At 68.6% G+C, this 17,257-nt stretch carries 19 protein-coding genes and 5 pseudogenes; 12 read left to right on the top strand and 12 right to left on the bottom strand.

The features are described 5' to 3' along the window. Positions 1 to 174: 174 nt before the first annotated feature. From OHB00_RS01365 to OHB00_RS01350, 4 genes and pseudogenes are all read left to right on the top strand, one after another. Entirely contained in the window at positions 175 to 501 is a 327-nt protein-coding gene (locus OHB00_RS01365; RefSeq protein WP_406430379.1) for a hypothetical protein, read from the top strand. 883 nt (positions 502 to 1,384) lie between these two features. Next, positions 1,385 to 2,287, top strand: coding sequence for a helix-turn-helix transcriptional regulator (locus OHB00_RS01360; protein WP_406430377.1), 903 nt, complete (start codon positions 1,385 to 1,387; stop codon positions 2,285 to 2,287). Positions 2,288 to 2,549: 262 nt separating this feature from the next. Then, entirely contained in the window at positions 2,550 to 3,419 is an 870-nt protein-coding gene (locus OHB00_RS01355; protein WP_406430375.1) for an SDR family oxidoreductase, read from the top strand. 70 nt (positions 3,420 to 3,489) lie between these two features. Then, positions 3,490 to 3,919 (top strand): annotated as a pseudogene (locus tag OHB00_RS01350) (transposase); the annotation flags it as partial. A gap of 168 nt (positions 3,920 to 4,087) precedes the next feature. On the opposite strand, the gene OHB00_RS01345 reads toward OHB00_RS01350, so the two are convergent. Further along, complete coding sequence (locus OHB00_RS01345; protein ID WP_406430373.1) at positions 4,088 to 4,771, bottom strand: class I SAM-dependent methyltransferase; 684 nt, start codon at positions 4,769 to 4,771, stop codon at positions 4,088 to 4,090. Between OHB00_RS01345 and OHB00_RS01340 the strand changes: the two are divergent. Further along, positions 4,732 to 4,992 (top strand): annotated as a pseudogene (locus OHB00_RS01340) (TetR/AcrR family transcriptional regulator); the annotation flags it as partial. The gene OHB00_RS01345 and the pseudogene OHB00_RS01340 overlap by 40 nt on opposite strands. 132 nt (positions 4,993 to 5,124) lie before the next feature. Here the strand turns inward: OHB00_RS01340 and OHB00_RS01335 are convergent. Together OHB00_RS01335 and OHB00_RS01330 are read right to left on the bottom strand one after the other, a co-directional pair. After that, a pseudogene (locus tag OHB00_RS01335) lies at positions 5,125 to 5,322 on the bottom strand (ATP-binding protein); the annotation flags it as partial. Next, on the bottom strand, positions 5,295 to 5,504 hold the full coding sequence (locus OHB00_RS01330) for a hypothetical protein (protein ID WP_406446354.1): 210 nt from the start codon (positions 5,502 to 5,504) through the stop codon (positions 5,295 to 5,297). The gene OHB00_RS01330 and the pseudogene OHB00_RS01335, both read right to left, overlap by 28 nt. A 339-nt stretch (positions 5,505 to 5,843) precedes the next feature. On the opposite strand from OHB00_RS01330, the gene OHB00_RS01325 reads away from it, so the two are divergent. From OHB00_RS01325 to OHB00_RS01310, 4 genes are all read left to right on the top strand, one after another. Continuing rightward, positions 5,844 to 6,227 (top strand): YidB family protein, encoded by a 384-nt coding sequence (locus tag OHB00_RS01325; protein ID WP_406430371.1) that lies wholly within the window; start codon positions 5,844 to 5,846, stop codon positions 6,225 to 6,227. Positions 6,228 to 6,818: 591 nt separating this feature from the next. Then, the gene (locus OHB00_RS01320) at positions 6,819 to 7,403 is read left to right on the top strand and encodes a hypothetical protein (RefSeq protein ID WP_406430369.1); all 585 of its coding nucleotides are present in this window, start codon (positions 6,819 to 6,821) and stop codon (positions 7,401 to 7,403) included. A 155-nt stretch (positions 7,404 to 7,558) separates the two neighbouring features. Beyond that, positions 7,559 to 8,284 carry a dienelactone hydrolase family protein gene (locus tag OHB00_RS01315; RefSeq protein WP_406430367.1) on the top strand — a complete coding sequence of 242 codons (726 nt, stop codon included), beginning with the start codon at positions 7,559 to 7,561 and terminating at the stop codon, positions 8,282 to 8,284. Positions 8,285 to 8,356: 72 nt separating this feature from the next. Then, entirely contained in the window at positions 8,357 to 8,512 is a 156-nt protein-coding gene (locus tag OHB00_RS01310) for a hypothetical protein (RefSeq protein ID WP_406430365.1), read from the top strand. A 376-nt stretch (positions 8,513 to 8,888) separates the two neighbouring features. On the opposite strand, the gene OHB00_RS01305 is transcribed toward OHB00_RS01310, so the two are convergent. Next, positions 8,889 to 9,146, bottom strand: a complete 258-nt coding sequence (locus OHB00_RS01305; protein ID WP_406430363.1) for a hypothetical protein — start codon at positions 9,144 to 9,146, stop codon at positions 8,889 to 8,891. Between the two features lie 379 nt (positions 9,147 to 9,525). Here OHB00_RS01305 and OHB00_RS01300 point away from each other — a divergent pair, with 379 nt between their 5' ends. Next, positions 9,526 to 10,032 (top strand): hypothetical protein, encoded by a 507-nt coding sequence (locus OHB00_RS01300; protein WP_406430361.1) that lies wholly within the window; start codon positions 9,526 to 9,528, stop codon positions 10,030 to 10,032. Positions 10,033 to 10,067: 35 nt separating this feature from the next. Here the strand turns inward: OHB00_RS01300 and OHB00_RS01295 are convergent, their stop codons facing one another. After that, positions 10,068 to 10,256, bottom strand: coding sequence for a hypothetical protein (locus tag OHB00_RS01295; RefSeq protein WP_406430359.1), 189 nt, complete (start codon positions 10,254 to 10,256; stop codon positions 10,068 to 10,070). Positions 10,257 to 10,394: 138 nt separating this feature from the next. On the opposite strand from OHB00_RS01295, the gene OHB00_RS01290 reads away from it, so the two are divergent. Beyond that, positions 10,395 to 10,517, top strand: a complete 123-nt coding sequence (locus OHB00_RS01290; RefSeq protein WP_406430357.1) for a hypothetical protein — start codon at positions 10,395 to 10,397, stop codon at positions 10,515 to 10,517. Between the two features lie 122 nt (positions 10,518 to 10,639). Here OHB00_RS01290 and OHB00_RS01285 read toward each other — a convergent pair whose 3' ends face one another. The 7 genes and pseudogenes from OHB00_RS01285 to OHB00_RS01255 form a co-directional block, all read right to left on the bottom strand. After that, positions 10,640 to 11,212: a YbhB/YbcL family Raf kinase inhibitor-like protein gene (locus OHB00_RS01285; protein WP_406430355.1), complete on the bottom strand. Its 573-nt coding sequence runs from the start codon at positions 11,210 to 11,212 to the stop codon at positions 10,640 to 10,642. Beyond that, the gene (locus OHB00_RS01280; protein ID WP_406430353.1) at positions 11,209 to 11,775 is read right to left on the bottom strand and encodes a cysteine hydrolase family protein; all 567 of its coding nucleotides are present in this window, start codon (positions 11,773 to 11,775) and stop codon (positions 11,209 to 11,211) included. Before OHB00_RS01280 ends, OHB00_RS01285 begins: the two co-directional genes overlap by 4 nt. Before the next feature lie 37 nt (positions 11,776 to 11,812). After that, on the bottom strand, positions 11,813 to 13,606 hold the full coding sequence (locus OHB00_RS01275; protein ID WP_406430351.1) for an MFS transporter: 1,794 nt from the start codon (positions 13,604 to 13,606) through the stop codon (positions 11,813 to 11,815). A gap of 27 nt (positions 13,607 to 13,633) precedes the next feature. Continuing rightward, positions 13,634 to 14,074 carry a MarR family winged helix-turn-helix transcriptional regulator gene (locus OHB00_RS01270; RefSeq protein WP_406430349.1) on the bottom strand — a complete coding sequence of 147 codons (441 nt, stop codon included), beginning with the start codon at positions 14,072 to 14,074 and terminating at the stop codon, positions 13,634 to 13,636. A 225-nt stretch (positions 14,075 to 14,299) separates the two neighbouring features. Further along, positions 14,300 to 14,539 (bottom strand): annotated as a pseudogene (locus tag OHB00_RS01265) (PrpF domain-containing protein); the annotation flags it as partial. After that, positions 14,536 to 15,240 carry a 4-carboxy-4-hydroxy-2-oxoadipate aldolase/oxaloacetate decarboxylase gene (locus OHB00_RS01260; protein ID WP_406430347.1) on the bottom strand — a complete coding sequence of 235 codons (705 nt, stop codon included), beginning with the start codon at positions 15,238 to 15,240 and terminating at the stop codon, positions 14,536 to 14,538. The pseudogene OHB00_RS01265 and the gene OHB00_RS01260, both read right to left, overlap by 4 nt. Then, positions 15,237 to 15,812, bottom strand: a pseudogene (locus OHB00_RS01255) (PIG-L deacetylase family protein); the annotation flags it as partial. The pseudogene OHB00_RS01255 and the gene OHB00_RS01260, both read right to left, overlap by 4 nt. A gap of 14 nt (positions 15,813 to 15,826) precedes the next feature. On the opposite strand from OHB00_RS01255, the gene OHB00_RS01250 reads away from it, so the two are divergent. After that, on the top strand, positions 15,827 to 17,206 hold the full coding sequence (locus OHB00_RS01250) for an ABC transporter substrate-binding protein (RefSeq protein ID WP_406445558.1): 1,380 nt from the start codon (positions 15,827 to 15,829) through the stop codon (positions 17,204 to 17,206). Positions 17,207 to 17,257: the final 51 nt, after the last annotated feature.

The following is a 17,257-nucleotide window of genomic DNA, read 5'->3' as shown; positions in this document are numbered from 1 at the left end:
TAGGACGGAGCGCACGTTCGTTGAGGCTTGTCCGGGGTGGTGGCCTGCCCGCAGACTCGTCGTCATCCACTCTCCGACGTCCGTGTCGGCATCCGTTCTCGGGTGTCGACGCGTTCGTCGTGCTGTCTCGTCGTGGGACGGGTGCAGGTGGGGTGGGGGAACGGAGGGGGAACGATGGATCAGGACATGGTCATGCGGGCGAGGGTCCAGTTGCTCAGTGCCAACCAGCGGGTGGTACGCGGTGCCGAGGGGTTGCGGATCTACCGCCTGCTGACGCAGGTCGAGCCGGAGGTGTACGGGTCAAAGCTGGCGTACGTCCTGGTGGAGGCCAGCTCGTCGTCACTGGTGCGGGAACTGCCCGAGCAGCGGCTGGCGCTGTTGGACGAGGCGGTTGCGGTGGCGTCGGCCCTGGACGCCGCGAATCCCTACCGAACCACGGTGCTGGCGAAGGCGTTTGCTGCCAGGCGGGAACTGGAGGGGCGGCAGACACCCGGGATGTGAGACAGGTGCCCGGTGGCGTGGCCCGTCTTGGCGGGCGCGAGTCGATGGGCCTCGGCATGGCGCGGCGCGCTGGTGACCGAGCGGGTCTGGGGACTCCCAGCCGCCGGCGCCCCACTGTGCGATCGCTGGGAGGCCGTCGCCTTCGAGCTCGCCCGGGCACGTTGTCGCGGTCGGTCATGACGCCGATTCCGGCCGGCTCACGGTGTGCCCAGAGTCGGCATCGCGGCCCGCCAACCGGTCGGCGGGCCGCACGGTCGTCCCGCACCTGCGCATCCTCGCGCCCGGCACCGTGCAGAACGGCGACCGTCTGACCTACGTCGGCTGTTACGCACGTACAGGTGACGGCCCGGGTGCCGGAGGCGGTGCCGGCCGCCGTGGCGTTCGGGGCGGCCCGCCGCCCGCACGGCAGCCGCTCCTGGCAGCCCGTCGACATTGTGCATCCATCGTATACATGGAGGTTGCAGGCGAATATGGTATGAAACGTCGTGGCGCTCGCGTATACATCACATTTCCGCCGCATCGTGGGCAGGGTGTGGGTGTGCGGCCGACCGGCCGCCGACCCGCACAACGCACCCCCGGTGGCCTGCGACTTCCATGTCGTCCCGTCCGGGGTGTCCGGCCCCGAGAAGGGGCTCAGTAGCTGTTGTCGTACCGATCTTGAGGTTTCTTGATCGAACGGCAGTCCCGATTGGGTAGTCACAGGGTATTCGGTGCATACGAGCAGGGGCATGTAGACGCGTGAGGATTCGGGACCACTGCAGCGTCGTCGTTCCCGCTGTTCCGGGCGATCACGGCGGGACGGCCCCTGGAGTATTGGAAGGGGTACTGACAGGGTCCCTTTTGCCGGGGCGCGGACCGGGTCGGGGCCCGTAGCGTGGAGGGCATGGAGCCGAGCACCGGGATCCGCGAGTTCCTGACCACCCGCAGGGCCCGGATCACCCCCCAGCAGGCCGGAGTGGTCCCCGCCGGCGGCGCCCGCCGGGTGCCGGGTCTGCGCCGCGAGGAGGTCGCCCGGCTCGCCGGCGTCAGCGTCGAGTACTACACGCGCCTGGAGCGCGGCCGGGCCGGGCAGGTCTCCGAGACCGTCCTGGACGCGATCTCCCGCGCCCTGCAGCTGGACGACATCGAGCGGGCCCACCTCCTCACACTGGCCAGACCGGCATCCCCCGCACACCGCCGCCGCCCCATGAACCCACAGCGTGTACGCCCCGGCCTCTACCGGCTCCTGGACACCCTCGACCACGTGCCCGCGATGATCCAGGGCCGCCGCATGGACATCCTGGCCTCCAACAAGATGGCCCGCGCCCTCTTCGCCGACTTCGACGCCCGCCCGCACCGCGACCGCAACATGGCCCGCTACGTCTTCCTCGACGCGCACGCCCCGGAGCTGTTGGTCGACTGGGAGAGGTCCGCCGGCGACTGCATCGCCCACCTGCACCTGTACGCAGGACGCCACCCCGACGATCCGCAGCTGACGGAGCTGATAGGCGAACTGTCGCTGCGCAGCCCCCGGTTCCGTCACATGTGGGGCAACCCCGATGTCGTCTGCCACGGCATGGGCACCAAGCACTTCCACCACCCGCTGGTCGGCGACCTCACGCTCGACCACGAGGTCCTCGGCGTCTCCGGGGACCCTGACCAGGCGCTCGTCGTCTACACCCCCGAACCCGCTTCACCGTCCGCCGAAGCCCTCAACCTGCTGGGCAGCTGGACCGGCACCCCCACAGACCCGTCCGCTACCCCACACCAGCAGGCCCCGTCCGGCGAGCGGCAACAGCGCAACTGACGCACGTGGTCACGCGGCGGCGGCAACCCCTTATTCCCGTGCGCTTCAGAGCGGTCCTTACACACCTCTCACGGAATGATTTGTCGGCATTCACGCCAAGTCGGGCTGGATGAAACCCAGGAGTCGCCAACATGCGCAGCTACGCAGATTTCTTCCCTACTTCGGCACCCGACCCCTAATTGCAGGATGTCGTGGGCAATCAATTGGGGCATGAATCGGCATGCGCCAAGTAACTTCATTCTCAGTATTGGGGATTCTCGCCATGAGCATTGTTGTCACCGCGGCCACCGGGCAGCTGGGCCGTCTCGTCATCGATGAGCTGCTGGCCAGAGTGCCGGCTGACCAGATCGCGGCAGTTGTCCGCGACGCGGACAAGGCAGCTGACATCGCCGCCAAGAACGTCGAACTGCGGATAGCCGACTACGAAGACCCGGAGACGCTGAAGAGCGCCTTCAGCGCAGATGATGTCGTCCTGCTGATTTCCGGCAGCGAGTTCGGCCGGCGTACGGTCCAGCACCAGAACGTCATCGACGCCGTCACAGCGGCGGGCGTCGCCCGGCTCGCCTACACCAGCGTCCTCGGTGCCCCGGTGGCGGAATACAGGCTGGCCGACGAGCAGCACAAACCCACGGAACAGGCCATCCTCGACTCCGGCCTGACCTACACGATCCTGCGCAACGGCTGGTACACCGACAACTACACCGCACAGATCCCCCTCCAGCTGGCGCACGGCGTGACCGCCGCCGCGGGCGAGGGCAGGATCGGTTCCGCCACCCGTCGGGACTACGCCGCGGCGGCGGCCGTCGTCCTGACCACCGAAGGCCACGAGAACAAGGCATACGAGCTCAGCGGCGACACCGCCTGGACCTTCACCGAGTACGCGGCGGAGCTGTCCAGGCAGTCAGGAACAGAGGTGGCCTACAACGATGTCCCGGTCGAGGCGCTGGCCGGCATGTTCACCGGCGCCGGCATGCCCGCGGAACAGGCCGAGGTCTTCGCCGAGACCGACCTCGCCGTCAAACGCGGCCACTTCCAGGGCGGCAGCGGCGACCTCAGCCGCCTGATCGGCCGCCCGACCACCCCGCTCGCCGAATCCATCGCGGCGGCGCTCAGGGCGTCAAACCCGGCCTGACCACGCCATCACCGACTGCCAGGCCCGGCAGATTCTGTCCCTGTACGACCGGGTCAAGCGCGTCGAAAGGCAGATCCGCGACACCTTCCGAGCTCATCCGCAGGGCAGCGATCATCGAATCCTTGCCGGGTATGGGGCCGATACTGGGAGCCGAGTCCGTCGTGGCTGCCGGCGGCCTCACGTCCTATGCCGACGCGGGCCACCTCGCTTCCGCGGCCGGGCTCGTCCCCTTCCCGCGTGACTCCGGTCGGCGGACAGGTAATCTGCACCGGCCCAAGCGATACAACCGCCGCCTGCGACGGGTGTTCTACATGTCCGCGCAGACCAGCATGATCCGCGAAGGTCCCAACGGGGACTTCTACCTGAAGAGGCGTTCGGAGGGCTGCAGGCACGTCCAGGCCGTTATTGCCCTGGCCCGCCGACGGGCCGGTGTTCTGTGGGCCCTTCTGCGCGACGACCGCGTGTTCACCCCTGCACCGCCATGTAAACAAGGGGCCTGAGCCAGGGCAGACAGACCAGCGGCACCTGGATGGCGATTGTGAAAACCGGTCAGGGCCGCTCGTCGCCTCAGTCGGTCCGCGCTTGCAGGTCCCCTTCCTCGGCTCCCGATGGACGTCACCGTGCTCATCAGTCTGCTCGCGCTCGGCGACGTCCGGCGTTTGTGGTGGTCAGGCCGTATGGGAGCGGGGCGCGGTGATCACGACGGATGTGTAGGGCATGGTGGCGTGGCCGCCGAGCTTGTCGATCGCAGTCCCGGCGCTGTCCAGGACCTCCGCCATTTTGTCTTCGGGGAGTTGGGTGAGGCCGCCGAAGGTGGGGAGCTGGTCGAGCCACTGGTCTCGGGAGTAGGTGCGCTCCCAGGTGAAGCGCCACTGTTCCGGCTCGCTGAAGCTGCCGGTCTGTCGGATCCCGTCGGCGATTTTCGCGAACAGTGGCTGGTATGCGTCCACGGCCGACCCTCTCAGCAGGCCGGGGTTGAACGGGGAATCGGGGGCGACCCGTTGGAGTGCTTCGGCGAGGGCGTCGATCACCTGGGCCGGGAGTTGGGGGACGTGGTGGAAGGGGGCGAGTCGGCCGCCGGGCCTAAGCACGTGGGCCGCCTTGGTCACGCCGGCGACGGGGTCCACCCAGTGCCAGGCGGTGCCGGCGATGACCGCGTCGAACTGCCGCCCGGCCGGCTGCCAGTCCTCGAACCTGGCGACCTCGACCTCGACACCGCTGCGCCGCGCGAAGGCGGCCATCCGCTCGTCGGGCTCGACACCGAGGACCGTGCAGCCGGCTGCCTGGAACTGCCGGGCCTCGATGCCGGTCCCGGCTCCGACTGCGCGAGGCCGGTCTGACCGGCATCCCACTGGCCATACAGGGCACCGCCATGATCGCCGCGTACCTCACCGCCGAGCGGGAGCTGGGCCGTCTGGCCGGTGATGCCGACATCGACACGCTGGCCCCCACTCTCGTCGGGGCCGGGTACCTGCTGTTCGCCGACCGGTCAAGCGCCCCACCGCAGACCACCGCCATCCGCAAGATGGTGGCCACCGTCGTCGCCGGCGCCTTGCGACCACCCCGGTCGTGACCCAGCGCCCAGGCCGCACGTCTCTGGCCCCCGTGCCCCCGGATCTGGTGTGCCTCCGCAACGAGTTCTGTCCGCAGGTGTCCGCGTACTCTCCGATGCCGCTGGGCCGGTACGTTTGAACGTGGCCAGTGGTCAGGCCACCTCGGTGTCCCTTTCGATGGCCTTGAGGCGGTTCTTGAGCCGGTAGCTCGGTCCGTTGATCGCGACGATGTCGCAGTGGTGCAGGATGCGGTCGAGGATCGCGGCGGCGAGGACCTCGTCACCGAACACCTGTCCCCATTCGCTGAAGGTCTTGTTCGACGTCAGGATGATCGAGCCCTCCTCGTAGCGTGGACGGTGACCGGGACGACGATCCGAGTCGCGACGTCGACAAGCAGCTCGGGCATCCGCGGTTCGGCGCCGGCGAACTCGCGGGCGGCGTCGACGTCGTCGGCCTGGACGGCCCGGAGGTAGTTGAAGGCACTGATGGCCGCGTGCGGGGTCGTCGGGGCGAGCGGCGTGGTGTCCGGCATGACGGCTCCTCATGTAGGGGCCGCGCTGGTTGCGACGGCCTCAAGATCGAGTCTCGGAGCGGAGCCCTGTGGACAGAGACCGAGCACCGACGGTGAGCAGCCATCGCCCGGCCGCTGTGACGACGCACTTCAGTTGGCAAATCAGCACGCTGATTGGCGAACGTCACTGACGTTGTCAAGTGATGACTGTCAGCGAGTGAGACCAATGGCACCTGGGCGCGATGGCTGTCCCCTGATCGCTCCTTCTTCCGGGGGACCCTTGGGGGAAGTGGGCCCTCCGACTGGGCCCTGCTTGTAGCGTCGCCTCGGCCAAGCAAGATCGTGTTTGGGAGGAGCAGGATGAGCGAGACCGCAAATTTCACGCTGGGTGCGTTGCTGATTGCGCTGGCGGATGCCCCGGAGACCGCAGGTAAGTTCGCGTCGTGGACCGGTGAGGGCGCTAACGAGCCCATCAGCGGCGAGGAGATCTCCGCTCAGATCGCACCGGAGGAGCTGAGCGCCCTGGCCGAACAGGCCGGCTTGAGCGAAGCGGAGGTCGCGGACAAGCTCGCCGAGGAGATCCCGCCGCTGGTTGATGCCCTACCCGTCAAGGCGACCGAGGTGGCCATCGCCCCAGCACAACCTGTGCTCGCGCGGCAGCAAACGCTCCAGCAGGCAAGCATTTCGGTCCTCGCGCAGGCAAGCCAGCTGCCTCGGAGCGCCGTTCTGACGCTTCTCCAGTAGGGCAGGGCCTGGGGCGCGTGAGCCACAGCCGGTGGCGACCGCGTCGGCGGGTGGTGCCAATAAGCGCCTGTCTGTCAGCCATAGCATGGTCGCGATTGCCCAGGGAGGCCGCGACCACCCGGGCTTCATGATTGCGTTGTGCCCCAACTGCCATGCCAGCAAGACACGCGGCGCGGGCCGTGCGGCGTTAAAGGAGCGTCTGAGGACTGCGGCACAGGCGCTGGACGCTGCTGCTGAGCGCCAGGGGCGGAGCGGGCCACACGCGTGATGCATGAGCCACTGCGTCATCCTGACGACAGGATGTCCCTCCTGGGCCACTGTCACGCCCTTCGGCTCCCTACTGCCCTGCCGGTCCAGCAGGGCTTGGGCTGTGACCTTCAGAGCTTCATGCCCTCGAATCTTCAGCGGTTTCTGGCGCGGAGGGGATGTCGGCGGTCACGTAATTCCCCGCCAAGAGCACCAACTTCCCCACCCGCATGTTCGAACGAGGCCGATATCCTGTGCGGCTGGTGATCCGCATGTGATTCGGTCCGGTCGGCTCAGCTGATAAGAGCTAGCTTGCGCCCCGCCTCTGACCTCAGAATTCTCGGCGTGACAGACACGAGACCCACCGAAGAAGAGGCGCCGGACGGGCTGCTGGGCTGGTGCCTGGTGGCCAACGTGGCGCGGGAGACCTCGCACGGCGAGAGCGGCCTCGACATCCAGCACGGCACGAAGCACTTCCGCGCGGGCACCCTGCTGTGGCTCCCGCCTGCCCGCTGGGACCCCGGCAGCTGGCGTTGGCACGCGGTGGGCCGGCACCGGGGCAACAGCCGCCGGTACGTCAACATGGTCGTACGCGTGGAGCACCTGGAGAACTTCCGGGTCAAGGGTGTCTACAGCGAAGCCCTGGTGCGCAGCCTCAACGGTTACGACCACGACGCGGGCGCCCCACGGGCCCTGCAGAACCCGTGGACCCGCGAGCGCGCCCAGAGCTTGGCGGACAGCTGGAACCGGCACCGGGAGCCCCTCTTCATCGAAGGCCACCCCTACGCCCACCCACGGATCTCCGTCCCCAACCCTCCGCCGGCAGAGATCCAGCTCGACGGCGAAACCCTCCACCTCGCCCGCTACGGCCCCAGAGGAGCCCACTACAGCCGCACACCCCCACCCACGGAATGGATCCCCGAGCCGTGACCCGCATGCTCGAACGATAGGGCGGGGCAGTTGGCGCCGCGGGTGGGGAATTACGTGACGTTCCACAGGGGTGATTCCGGAGGGACACCCGCGCTGTTCCGCCAGCGGCAGAACAGCGGCCCGACCGGGCTCGACGATCACTACAGTCCAGTCTCATGGCGACGATTACAACGCGCACGGTCGAATACCCGGCCGACGGTCTGACGATGGTCGGGCACCTCGCGCTCCCCGTTGGCGCCGGCCGCCGGCCAGCAGTCCTGATCGGGCCCGAGGGGATGGGGCTCAGCGACGTTGAGCGCCGCCGGGCCGATGCGCTCGCCGAGCTGGGATACGTAGCGCTGGCCTTCGACCTCCACGGCGGGCGCTATTTGGGCGACCCCGAGGAGATGCTGTCCCGTTGCATGCCGCTGCTCTCCGACCCCGACCGGATGCGGGGCATCGGCCGCGCGGCGCTCGACGTGTTGCGCGCCGAACCGCCGACCGATCCTGACCGGATCGCCGCCGTCGGCTACGGCACCGGGGGCGCCATCGGGCTGGAACTCGGGCGCGACGGCGTCAACCTACGCGCGATCGCGACAGTCAACGCGCTGACCACGGGTCGACCGGGCGAGGCGGCGCGTATTCGCTGCCCGGTGTGGGCCGGGGTCGGGTCGGAAGACCCGATCATGCCGCCCGCGCAACGGGACGCGTTCGCCGCCGAGATGCAGGCCGCGGGCGTCGACTGGCGCCTCGTGGTCTATGGCGGCGCCTTGCACGCCTTCCACCACCCGCCGGTCGATCACGCCGTGGTCCCCGGCGTCGGCTACCACCCACGGCACGCGCAGCGAGCCTGGCACGACGTCGTCGACCTGCTCACCGAGTGCCTGCCCGTGACGGAGTGATCTGGTCAGTCCAAGTTCGGGCACCCGCTGACCAGCGCCTACCTGTCACACTCCTTTCAGCGGCGCGCGACGTTGACGACGCACTCTCTGCCCAAGAGCGGAAACTTCCGGCTCACCAGCCGCCTCGTCGCCCAGATCGAGCGCGTGATGGACATCAACCAGCTGCAGACCGTCACCGCCGAAGTCGTGGAGACCGCCCGCGAATCCCTTGTCGTCGGAGTCCTGTAATGGCCGCCCGCCTCATCAGATGGCTTGCGGCAGGTTTGTGAGTAGTTGAGGTACAGAAAGTGCCGCTGAGATTGATCTTGCCCGGGTCCGCCTATCGCGCGGGCGCTTCGAGCTGGCGGGGGACGGCTCCGGCGCGCAGTTCGCGCAGGTCCGGGATGTGGTTGTGGAGCGTGCCCGGGGAGACGCCGGCAGCTTGGCGATCGAGGTAATTGAGCGGCCGGGGTCGGGGTGCCGCTAACGAGCGGGGAACCAAGTGACAAGTATCCCGTCAGTAACTTGTCGGTGATCCTTTGGCTGGTGGTCTGGAGGCAATGCGGGGTCGGGTTCCTCGTCGCCCGCGCCGTCTGGCCAGCGGCCGAACGGTCCGATGGGCTGCTCAGGGGTGGCGCCGAGCACGCCCGGTCCCTTTGTACGGTGCGGCATCGGGATCACGCGTCCTCCCCTCACCTCGGGCCTGCGCCAGCAGCGCCGCCACGACGTCGTGCGCCTGGTCCTCGGTCTGTTCAACGAGCATGTCCACCACTTCGTCGGTAGTGCCGGGGCCGGTGAGGTCTGCCTGGGCCGGACGGCGCGGGGCGATGATCTCGGGCCCGGCCGGCGCCTGGCTCGCCTCGGCGTCGGCTTCGGCCGGCACGGCGTCGCCCAGATCGCCGCGGGCGCTGGCATCCCCCTATCTCCCGCATCTGCGTCGACCTCGACGCCCCGCAACTCCTTGTCCGGTGGCGAGCGTGCGGTTGCTCCCGGCTCGGTAAGTGCCCGATCCCGGACTGATGCGCTGCGTCGGCGCGACGCAGCGCATCCCCTGGTCGGTGTCCCGTTCCACCGTCAGACCGGGCGGGGCCATCGCAGGTCAGACGGGTGCACGTCCCAGGCATCCGTCAGTTGCGGGGCTGGCGTTGTCGCCGCTGCCGCAGGGCGGCCATGGTCGTCACCGGCACTTTCGCAACGTCATATCCTCCGTGCGCGCGACGCTGTCGCAGTGACCGTGCATGACAAGAAAGGGTTTACCGAGCATGCGTACCTCTTCGCGGCGAACGGCCCCCCTCATCAAGGTGTCCTTCCTAGGGCTGGTCACGACGTCACTGCTGACCCTCGGCACGGCCGCGCCGGCTTCGGCGGCCTCCGGGATCACCTGGCGGAACGGCCTGTACAACCACGACTACTTCCTTCAGTCGGACGGCTATGAGGCGCAGCCCTCCCTGGCCTACGCGGGTGCCTCCGCCCAGTCGTTCTGGACCGACATCGAGAACAGCGACGGCACCTGGAACGAAGTCGACTGGGCGGGCTACTGCCTGACCGGCTACGGCCGCACCGTCGAGACGATGCCCTGCAACTCCGCGAAGGACGCCACCGACGGGCACATGCGGTGGCGCGAGATCAACATGGGTTCCGGGAACGGCTGGAAGCTGCAGAACGTCCTCAGTGGCTACTACCTGGACTGGACTGGAACCAGCCCCAACGCCGGCACGGTCTACCTTCACGACGGCGACGCGGGGAACCCGAACGAGCGCTGGTACTGAGCTTGGCGTTTCCTTGAGGGTGTCCTCAGGGTGGATCACCCCGGCGCCGCGGAGCAGGTCCCAGGCGCTGTTTGGGTGCCCTCGTAGGAGTAGCCGATGGCCGGCCTTCCCCAGGCCCGCGCCTCGAAGACGTCTTCGGCGGTGAGCTGGTCGAGGTCGCGGCCGGTGTGCAGGATCACCTTGGAGATCACGTGCAGGGCCTCGTCGACGGGACGGCCGGTCATGCCCAGCCCGCTGCCGTGGCGGCGGAGCTACCGGCTCAAGAACCGCCTCAAGGCCATCGAAAGGGACACCGACGTGGCCTGACCACTGGCCACGTTCAAACGTACCGGCCCGGCCGCATCGGAGAGTACGCGGACAGCATGACGTCCTGGACGAGGACGTGGCCCCGGGTCTCCCCGCTGAAGCACGCCAACCTCAACTGCCTGGGCCGCTACAGCTTCGCCGCCCGCCCCGCCGCGCGAGGGCCCGCGTCCACTGCGTGACCCGGCGACCGTCCACCTGGACGAGGACGATGAGGGCAGCCGCGAGGCATGATCCGAGATCACCTGGACGCCTGGATCTCCAGCCCCGGGCACGCTGCATGTGTGCGGGCCCGGGGCAGGGGTCAGCGTTCGAAGGTGCCGGTCAGTCGGCCGCGGGCGAGGACGGGTGCGGTGATGGCGGGCAGGAGGTCGCGGGGCCGTGCCCGGTTCGGTTGCGCTGTGTCGGGGGTGCTTTCCACGCGGGTGGCGAGGGCGAACAGCTGGAAGAGGTAGTGGTGCGGCCCGTGGCCTTTGATGGGTCCGGGGCCGTGGTATCCGCGACCGATGCTGGAGCGCAACAACTGCACTCCGGCGGCCGGCTGCCGTGCGTCGAGGGCACCGGGTTCCAGGTCTCGGGCTGCCGGGTCGATCAGGGCGACGCAGTGCACCGCGGGCTTGGCCATGGGGACGTCGATGTCCTCCATGACCAGGAGGAGTTGGGCGGTGCCGGCCGGCGGCGGAGTCCAGGCCAGGTGGGGGGACAGGTTGTCGCCACCGATGTTCTTCAGGCAGTGCTCCAGCGCAAGGGAGTCTCCGTCGCCGAAGTGCCGACTGGTGAGGGTCAGCGACTCGGCACTTTGCAGATTGGGCAGATTCCACGCCACGTGGGTCTCGCCTGCTCTGCGGTTGCTCAGGATGCGGCCCAGCAGAGTCATCGCGTGGCCTCGATCATGTCGATGATTTCAGTGACGGTGGCGGTCTCGCCGAGCTTCGGGAAGACGCGTTCGGTGCTGTGGCGGTGGGCCTCGGCATCAGGGTCGCTCACGGCGTCGGTGGCCAGGACGACGTGGTAGCCGTAGTCGGAGGCCGAGCGCGCGGTCGACTCCACGCCTGAGCTGGTCGCGATGCCGGCGAGCACGACCTGGGTGACGCCCAAGTCCCGCAGGAGTGTGTCGAGCCCGGTGTCGTGGAATGCGCTGCGCCGCCGTTTGGTGATCAGGTGGTCGGTCGGCTGGACGTCGAGTTCGTCGATGAGGTCGGCCCAGCCGGATGGCAGCGCGGCGCTGCTCCCGGACCGCCGGGCTTCGGTGCGTCCCGGCGCGCGTCCGGTGACGTTGACCAGGATCACGGCCAGGCCGTGCCGACGGAACTCGGTCGTCAGGTGCGTCGCCTGCTTGACTGCGGCAGCCGCCTGGCTGTCGGTGTGGGCCGCGACTATGCCCTTCTGCAGGTCGATCACGACGAGCGCGGGCGTGGGATCGATTGTTGTCAGTGCCATGGGTGTTTCTCCTGTGGATATCGGCTAGTTGCCGGGATCAGGGCGCACATAGCCTTTCTCTCCCTGCGTCGCTTCTGTCCCGTCGTCGGTCGCAGCGGCAAGGGTGTCGCCGGTGGCGGCCGTTCGTGGTGCCAGGGGCTTGGCGGTTGGGACTGGTGCCGCGCAGCAGGGAGGCGAGCGCGGCGAGGAAGGCGAGGGCGGCGCCGAAGGCGAACACGATCACCAGGCCGGAGTGGAAAGGCCCGGAGAGCAGGTGCGGGAAGAATTCGCGCCCGGTCAGGACCTGTTGCTGGGCCGCCGTCACGTGGGTCAGGGCGCCGCTGGGCTGGAGCAGGTGCTGGATCGGGTTGACGCCCAGTTGGGCGGCGAACAGGGACGAGACCGGAGGCAGGCCGCCGACCTGGGTGGCGACGTGGGCCGGTATGCCCTGCTCCCGCAGGCCGGCGGTGAGGGTGGGCGGGAGGTTACTGCTCAGCCCCGCGATCATGAGGGAGAAGAAGACGCCGATGGAGACGGCGGTACCGGAGTTCTGGAAGGTGGAGCGCATGCCGGAGGCGACACCGCGCAGCTCTGCGGGAACGCTGCCCATGATCGAGGAGGAGTTGGGGGAGGCGAACATGCCGCTCGCTATCCCGTTGAGCGCGATCAGCACGGCGAAGATCCAGTAGCTGAAGTCGATCGGCAACAGCATCAGCCCCAGGAAGCTCACGCCGAACAGCAGCGCGCCGCCGGTGGCCAGGCCCCGGGAGCCGAGCCGGTCGGACAGGTAGCCGGACACCGGACCTGCGGCGAGGAAACCGGCGGTCAGCGGCAGGATGAAAATGCCGGCCCACAGGGGCGTATCGCCGTAGTCGTAGCCGTGGAGCGGAAGCCATATGCCCTGCAACCAGATGACCAGAACGAACTGCATCCCGCCTCGGCCGATCGAGATGCCCAGGCCCGCCAGGTTGCCGAAAGTGAAAGCCCGCCGGCGGAAGAGACCCAATTGGATCATCGGTGCGGAGGCGTGCTTCTCGATGACGACGAACGCTGCCAGCAGGAACAGTCCGCCGAAGATCAGGATGTCGACCAGCGGGTTGGTCCAGCCCATGGTGTGCTCGCCGTAGGGCTGCAGGCCGAAGGTGACCGCGATGAGGACCGCGCTGAGTCCCACCGCGAAGGTGATGTTGCCCCACCAGTCGATCCGGCCGCCACCGCTCTTCCCCGTCTCTCGCAGGGTGCGGTAGGCCCACAGCGTGAAGAACAGGCCGACAGGCACATTCACCCAGAACACCGCCCGCCAGTCCCAGGCCGACAGCAGACCCCCCGCGACCAGACCGAGGAACATCCCGGCCAGCCCGGCGACCTGGTTGATGCCCAGGGCGAAGCCGCGCTGCTCCTTGGGAAAGGCATCGGTCAGGATCGCGGCCGAGTTCGCAGCCAGCATCGACCCGCCGACGGCCTGCACCACCCGCCAGCCAATCAGCCACATCGCCGCGTGGCCGCCGTCGAAGGGGTCGAGGGACAGCAGGATCGAGGCGAAGGTGAAGACCGCGAACCCGGAGTTGTAGATCCGGACCCGACCGTACATGTCTCCCAGGCGCCCCACCGTGACCACCAGGACGGCCTGGACCAAGCGGTAGCCCATGATCATCCACAGCAGGTAGGCGATGTTGCCCGGAGCCAGCGGGTCCAGGTGCACGCCGCGGAAGATCGCCGGCAGGGCTATCAGCGCGATCGAGCCGTCCAGCGCGGACATGAAGACCGCGGCGGTCGTATTCGCCAGCGCCGTCCACTTGTACCGGTCATCGGCCGGGCGGCGCGGGGCGTGGGTCTTGGGAGGAGCCGTCATCGGTGTGCTTCCCTGGTTCCGTCGGGGTCAGATGTGCTGGGCCAGCCGCTCCAGCAGTGGCGCGGCCGATGCGAGTTGTTCCAGCTCAGCAGGGGTGAACGCGCCGCTGGTCAGGGACCGGGCGATGAGTTCGGCCCGCGCGTTGCGCTTGTCCTGCAGCGCCTGCCGACCGGCGTCGGTCACGGACAGCACCATGCGCCTGCCGTCGTTCGGATCCGGGCGGCGTTCGACCAGGCCACGGGCCCGCAGTGCGCTGAGTGTCGCCCCCATGGCCTGCGCTGTGATCTGCACCTGGCGGGCCAGCGCCGAGGAGGTAGTGGGGCCTGAGCGATCCAGGTGCGACAGCGCGGTCCGCTCGGGCATGGTGAGTCCGCCGTCGACGGGTACTTGGCGCACCCGTCGTATCAGCGCGCTGAGACCGGCCAGCAGGACCGAGGCGACTTCGTCGGGGTCCAGGTCATCGTTCATATACTAAGGCTACCTTATCAAGCAGCCTTAGTATCTAGCTCCCCGCTTCACCGTCCCGGGAGAAGCGGGGCGGCCACCGCGGGCTTGCCCGTCGCCACATGTGAGCCGAGCCTGACCCGGACGTCGAGCGGCTCGCACAAACGGTCCTTTCCCCGAGCAAGACCGAAACCGGCGACCCGGCGGCCGTGAACCGCTGGTTCGGTTCGCAGAACTCGTCCTCACTCAGAGGTAGTCGACGTCGACACCGGGCAGATCGGAGGGGGACACCACGGCCACCTTGCTGGTGAGCGAGGTGGCCCCGCCGAGACCGTCGATCTGCAGCGGGTCCGGAGTGCCCATGATGCGCAGCAGCAGATCGTCCCGCACGGCGCCGTCGGACGGCAGGTCACGGGCCAGGAAGTAGGCACCCTTCGACGTGCCGCCCCGCATCCACACACAAGGCACACCGCCCCGCGCGGAGCTCATACGTCCTCACCCGCGGCCCACTCACGGTGGTTGATGTAGCGCAGGCCGAGGCGCTGCAGTTCGCCCCGCATCCCGTAGACGTCCAGGCCGAGCTCACCGGCCTGGAAACGCTTGCGGTTGCGCTCTTCCCGCTCCAGGCGTGCCTGGGAAACTGTCACGGCGCGCGGAACATCGGCCCGGGCTACGCAGACCACCCCGTCGTCGGCCACGATCACATCGCCCGGATGGACGAGCTGGCCCTCGACCACGACGGGGCCGTTGACCGAGCCGAGCGTCGCCTTGACCGAGCCCTGGGCGCTGACCGCGGTCGACCAGGCCGGGAAACCCATGGCCTGCAGCTCGGCGACATCGCGTGCCCCGCAGGCGAGAACCACGCCTCGCACCCCCCGGGCGCCAAGAGAGGTGGCGAGCAGCTCACCGAAGAGGCCGTCGCTGCACGGTGAGTTGGTCGCCACGACCAGAGTGCCGCCCGGACCGCACTGCTCGACGGCGACGTGGATCATCCAGTTGTCGCCGGGCCAGCACAGCGCGGTGACGGCTGTGCCGGCGATGCGGGCGCCCGGCCAGACCGGGCGCATGCGAGGCCCCAGATAGCCGCGGCGGCCGCAGGCTTCGTGCACGGTGGAGAGTCCGCACGCGGAGAGCCGGTCGGCGTCGTCGAGTGAGGCCTTGGGCGGGTCGGTGACGACGACGGCCTTCACGACAGCCGGTCCGTGACGTGGGGGAAGTGGCGCGTGAAGGCCTCGGCCTTCGTCTCGTGCGGCAGTCCGAGATTCGGCCCGGCGTTGCGCCGCAACTGCACACCGCGGCGCTGGGCGAGGTCCTCGTAGTAGGACCACAGGTGCTGCTGTGCGGGCGAGCTGCGCATGGCTGCGCGCTTGGTCTCGTAGACCTCCGTGATGTCCAGCAGCACATCCGGCCGGAACTGCGACATCTCCGGTTGGTGCGGCTCGAAGCTGAACACGGGCGGCGCGCCGAGGGGTTCACCCGGTGCCTCGTAGCCGAGCGCCTGGGCCAGAATGCGGGCCTGCAGGGCCGTACGTGCTGCCGCGGGGTGGTCCGCGTTGTAGGGGTCCGCCACGGTGTGGGTCAAGACCACGGTCGGAGCCGTCTCGCGGTAGATCCGCACCAGCGAATCGACCAGCTCACGGGACTCGACGAGGGGGTAGTCGCCGGCGTCGAGGAAGCGGATGTCCGCTCCGAGAGTCTCGGCCGCGCGTTCCGCCTCGGTGCGGCGCAGCTTCTTCACTTCGTCCAGCTGCCTGCCCTCACGCCGCCTATGCGCTCATCGGTGTGGGCCTGGTGCTGCTGTATCAGATGGGCGGGGTGCTCAGCCTGACCCGGGGAGCAATCGGCGTCTTCGGTGCGGTGCTGTTCCAGGGGTGGGTCGAGTCGGGGCGGTCGATGTGGCTGGCTCTGCCTGCCGGGCTGCTGCTCAGCGCCGCCATCGCCGGCGCCGTCGGCTGGCTGATGGCCAAGTGGTTCGCCGACAAGTCCCTGCTCATCCGCTCCGCCGTCACGATCGCCTGTGCCGTCAGCTTCTCCGCGCTGGCGCTTCGGGTGTACGGGACGGACAGTCTCGTCTTCCCCGCCTCGGTGGTGGTCAGTGCCAACACCCTGCTGGCGCCGGCCTTGGCTGCCGTCACAGGAACTGGCGTGTGGGGGCTGCTTCGCTTCAGCCGACCGGGAGTGTGGCTTCGGGCGATGGCGGAGCGCGCGCCCACCGCGGAGCTGCTTGGGGGCGCCGGTGCGGAGTCTGAGTGTCGGGCTGTGGGCCTTCGGCGGAGCTCTGGCCGCGCTCGCCGTGATCCTGGTCGCGCCAACGCAGCAGAGCGATGTCTCCAGCCTGGGCTCCGTCACCATTCCGGCTCTGGCAGCGGCGCTCATCGGCGAATTCCGCAGTTTCGGCATCACGATCGTCGCCGGAATTGCACCCAGGTCGGCCGCCTGGTGGCCGGCAACAAGGTCTACGCGCTCGAAGGCCAGTCGGCTGACTCGGCCTGCTGGAACACCCCCTATGCCACCCCGCTCAACAGCGGCCCGAAGCTGAGCCTGGCTGTCTCCTCGTACTTCCTGATGAAGAACCTCGGCGGAGAGGACGTGTGCACCATGTGGAACAGCCGGGAGGACAGCAACAAAGCGCTGAACAACTTCCAGCGCATCCTGAAGAAACTCACCGGCCGCGAACTCCGCAAGGTGCTGTCGTGGAACGGCGGCGACCTGACGCCCATCCTCACCCAGGTCAGACAGAACGGCTGCAAGGCCGTGCTCCTGGGCGGCACCTCGGCGACCTACGTCAGCCTCATGCAGGCCGCGGCCAACCAGGGCCTGACCAACGGCTCCATCGTGTGGCTGGGCCTGGGCACCGGCTACACGGAGAAGGTGGCCAACTCGGTGCGCACCAGCGGCTACTGGTCCAACAGCGAATTCCTGCCCTGGAGCCTGGACACCAGCGCCCTGGAGGAATTCCGCGACTTGCAGAAGGAACACGGCTTCTCACTGGACAGTACGGCCGAGTCCGGCTACACGGCGGCAAAGCTGTTCGTCACCGCACTCAAGGGTATCAAGGGAAAGATCGACCGGAAGTCGGTCGGTACCGCCCTGCGATCCATGAAGAACGTCTCCACCGACGGTCTGACCGCGAAGCCCTTTACCTGGGGGGAGTGAGCAGCGGGAGGAGGACCCCGTCACCACTGCCGAACTGCTGGTGCTGGCGGG

Origin of the sequence: Streptomyces sp. NBC_00631 (genome assembly GCF_045206895.1) — a bacterium.
In the GTDB taxonomy this organism is placed as follows: domain Bacteria; phylum Actinomycetota; class Actinomycetes; order Streptomycetales; family Streptomycetaceae; genus Streptomyces.
This window is presented reverse-complemented; position numbering and strand designations above follow the sequence as displayed.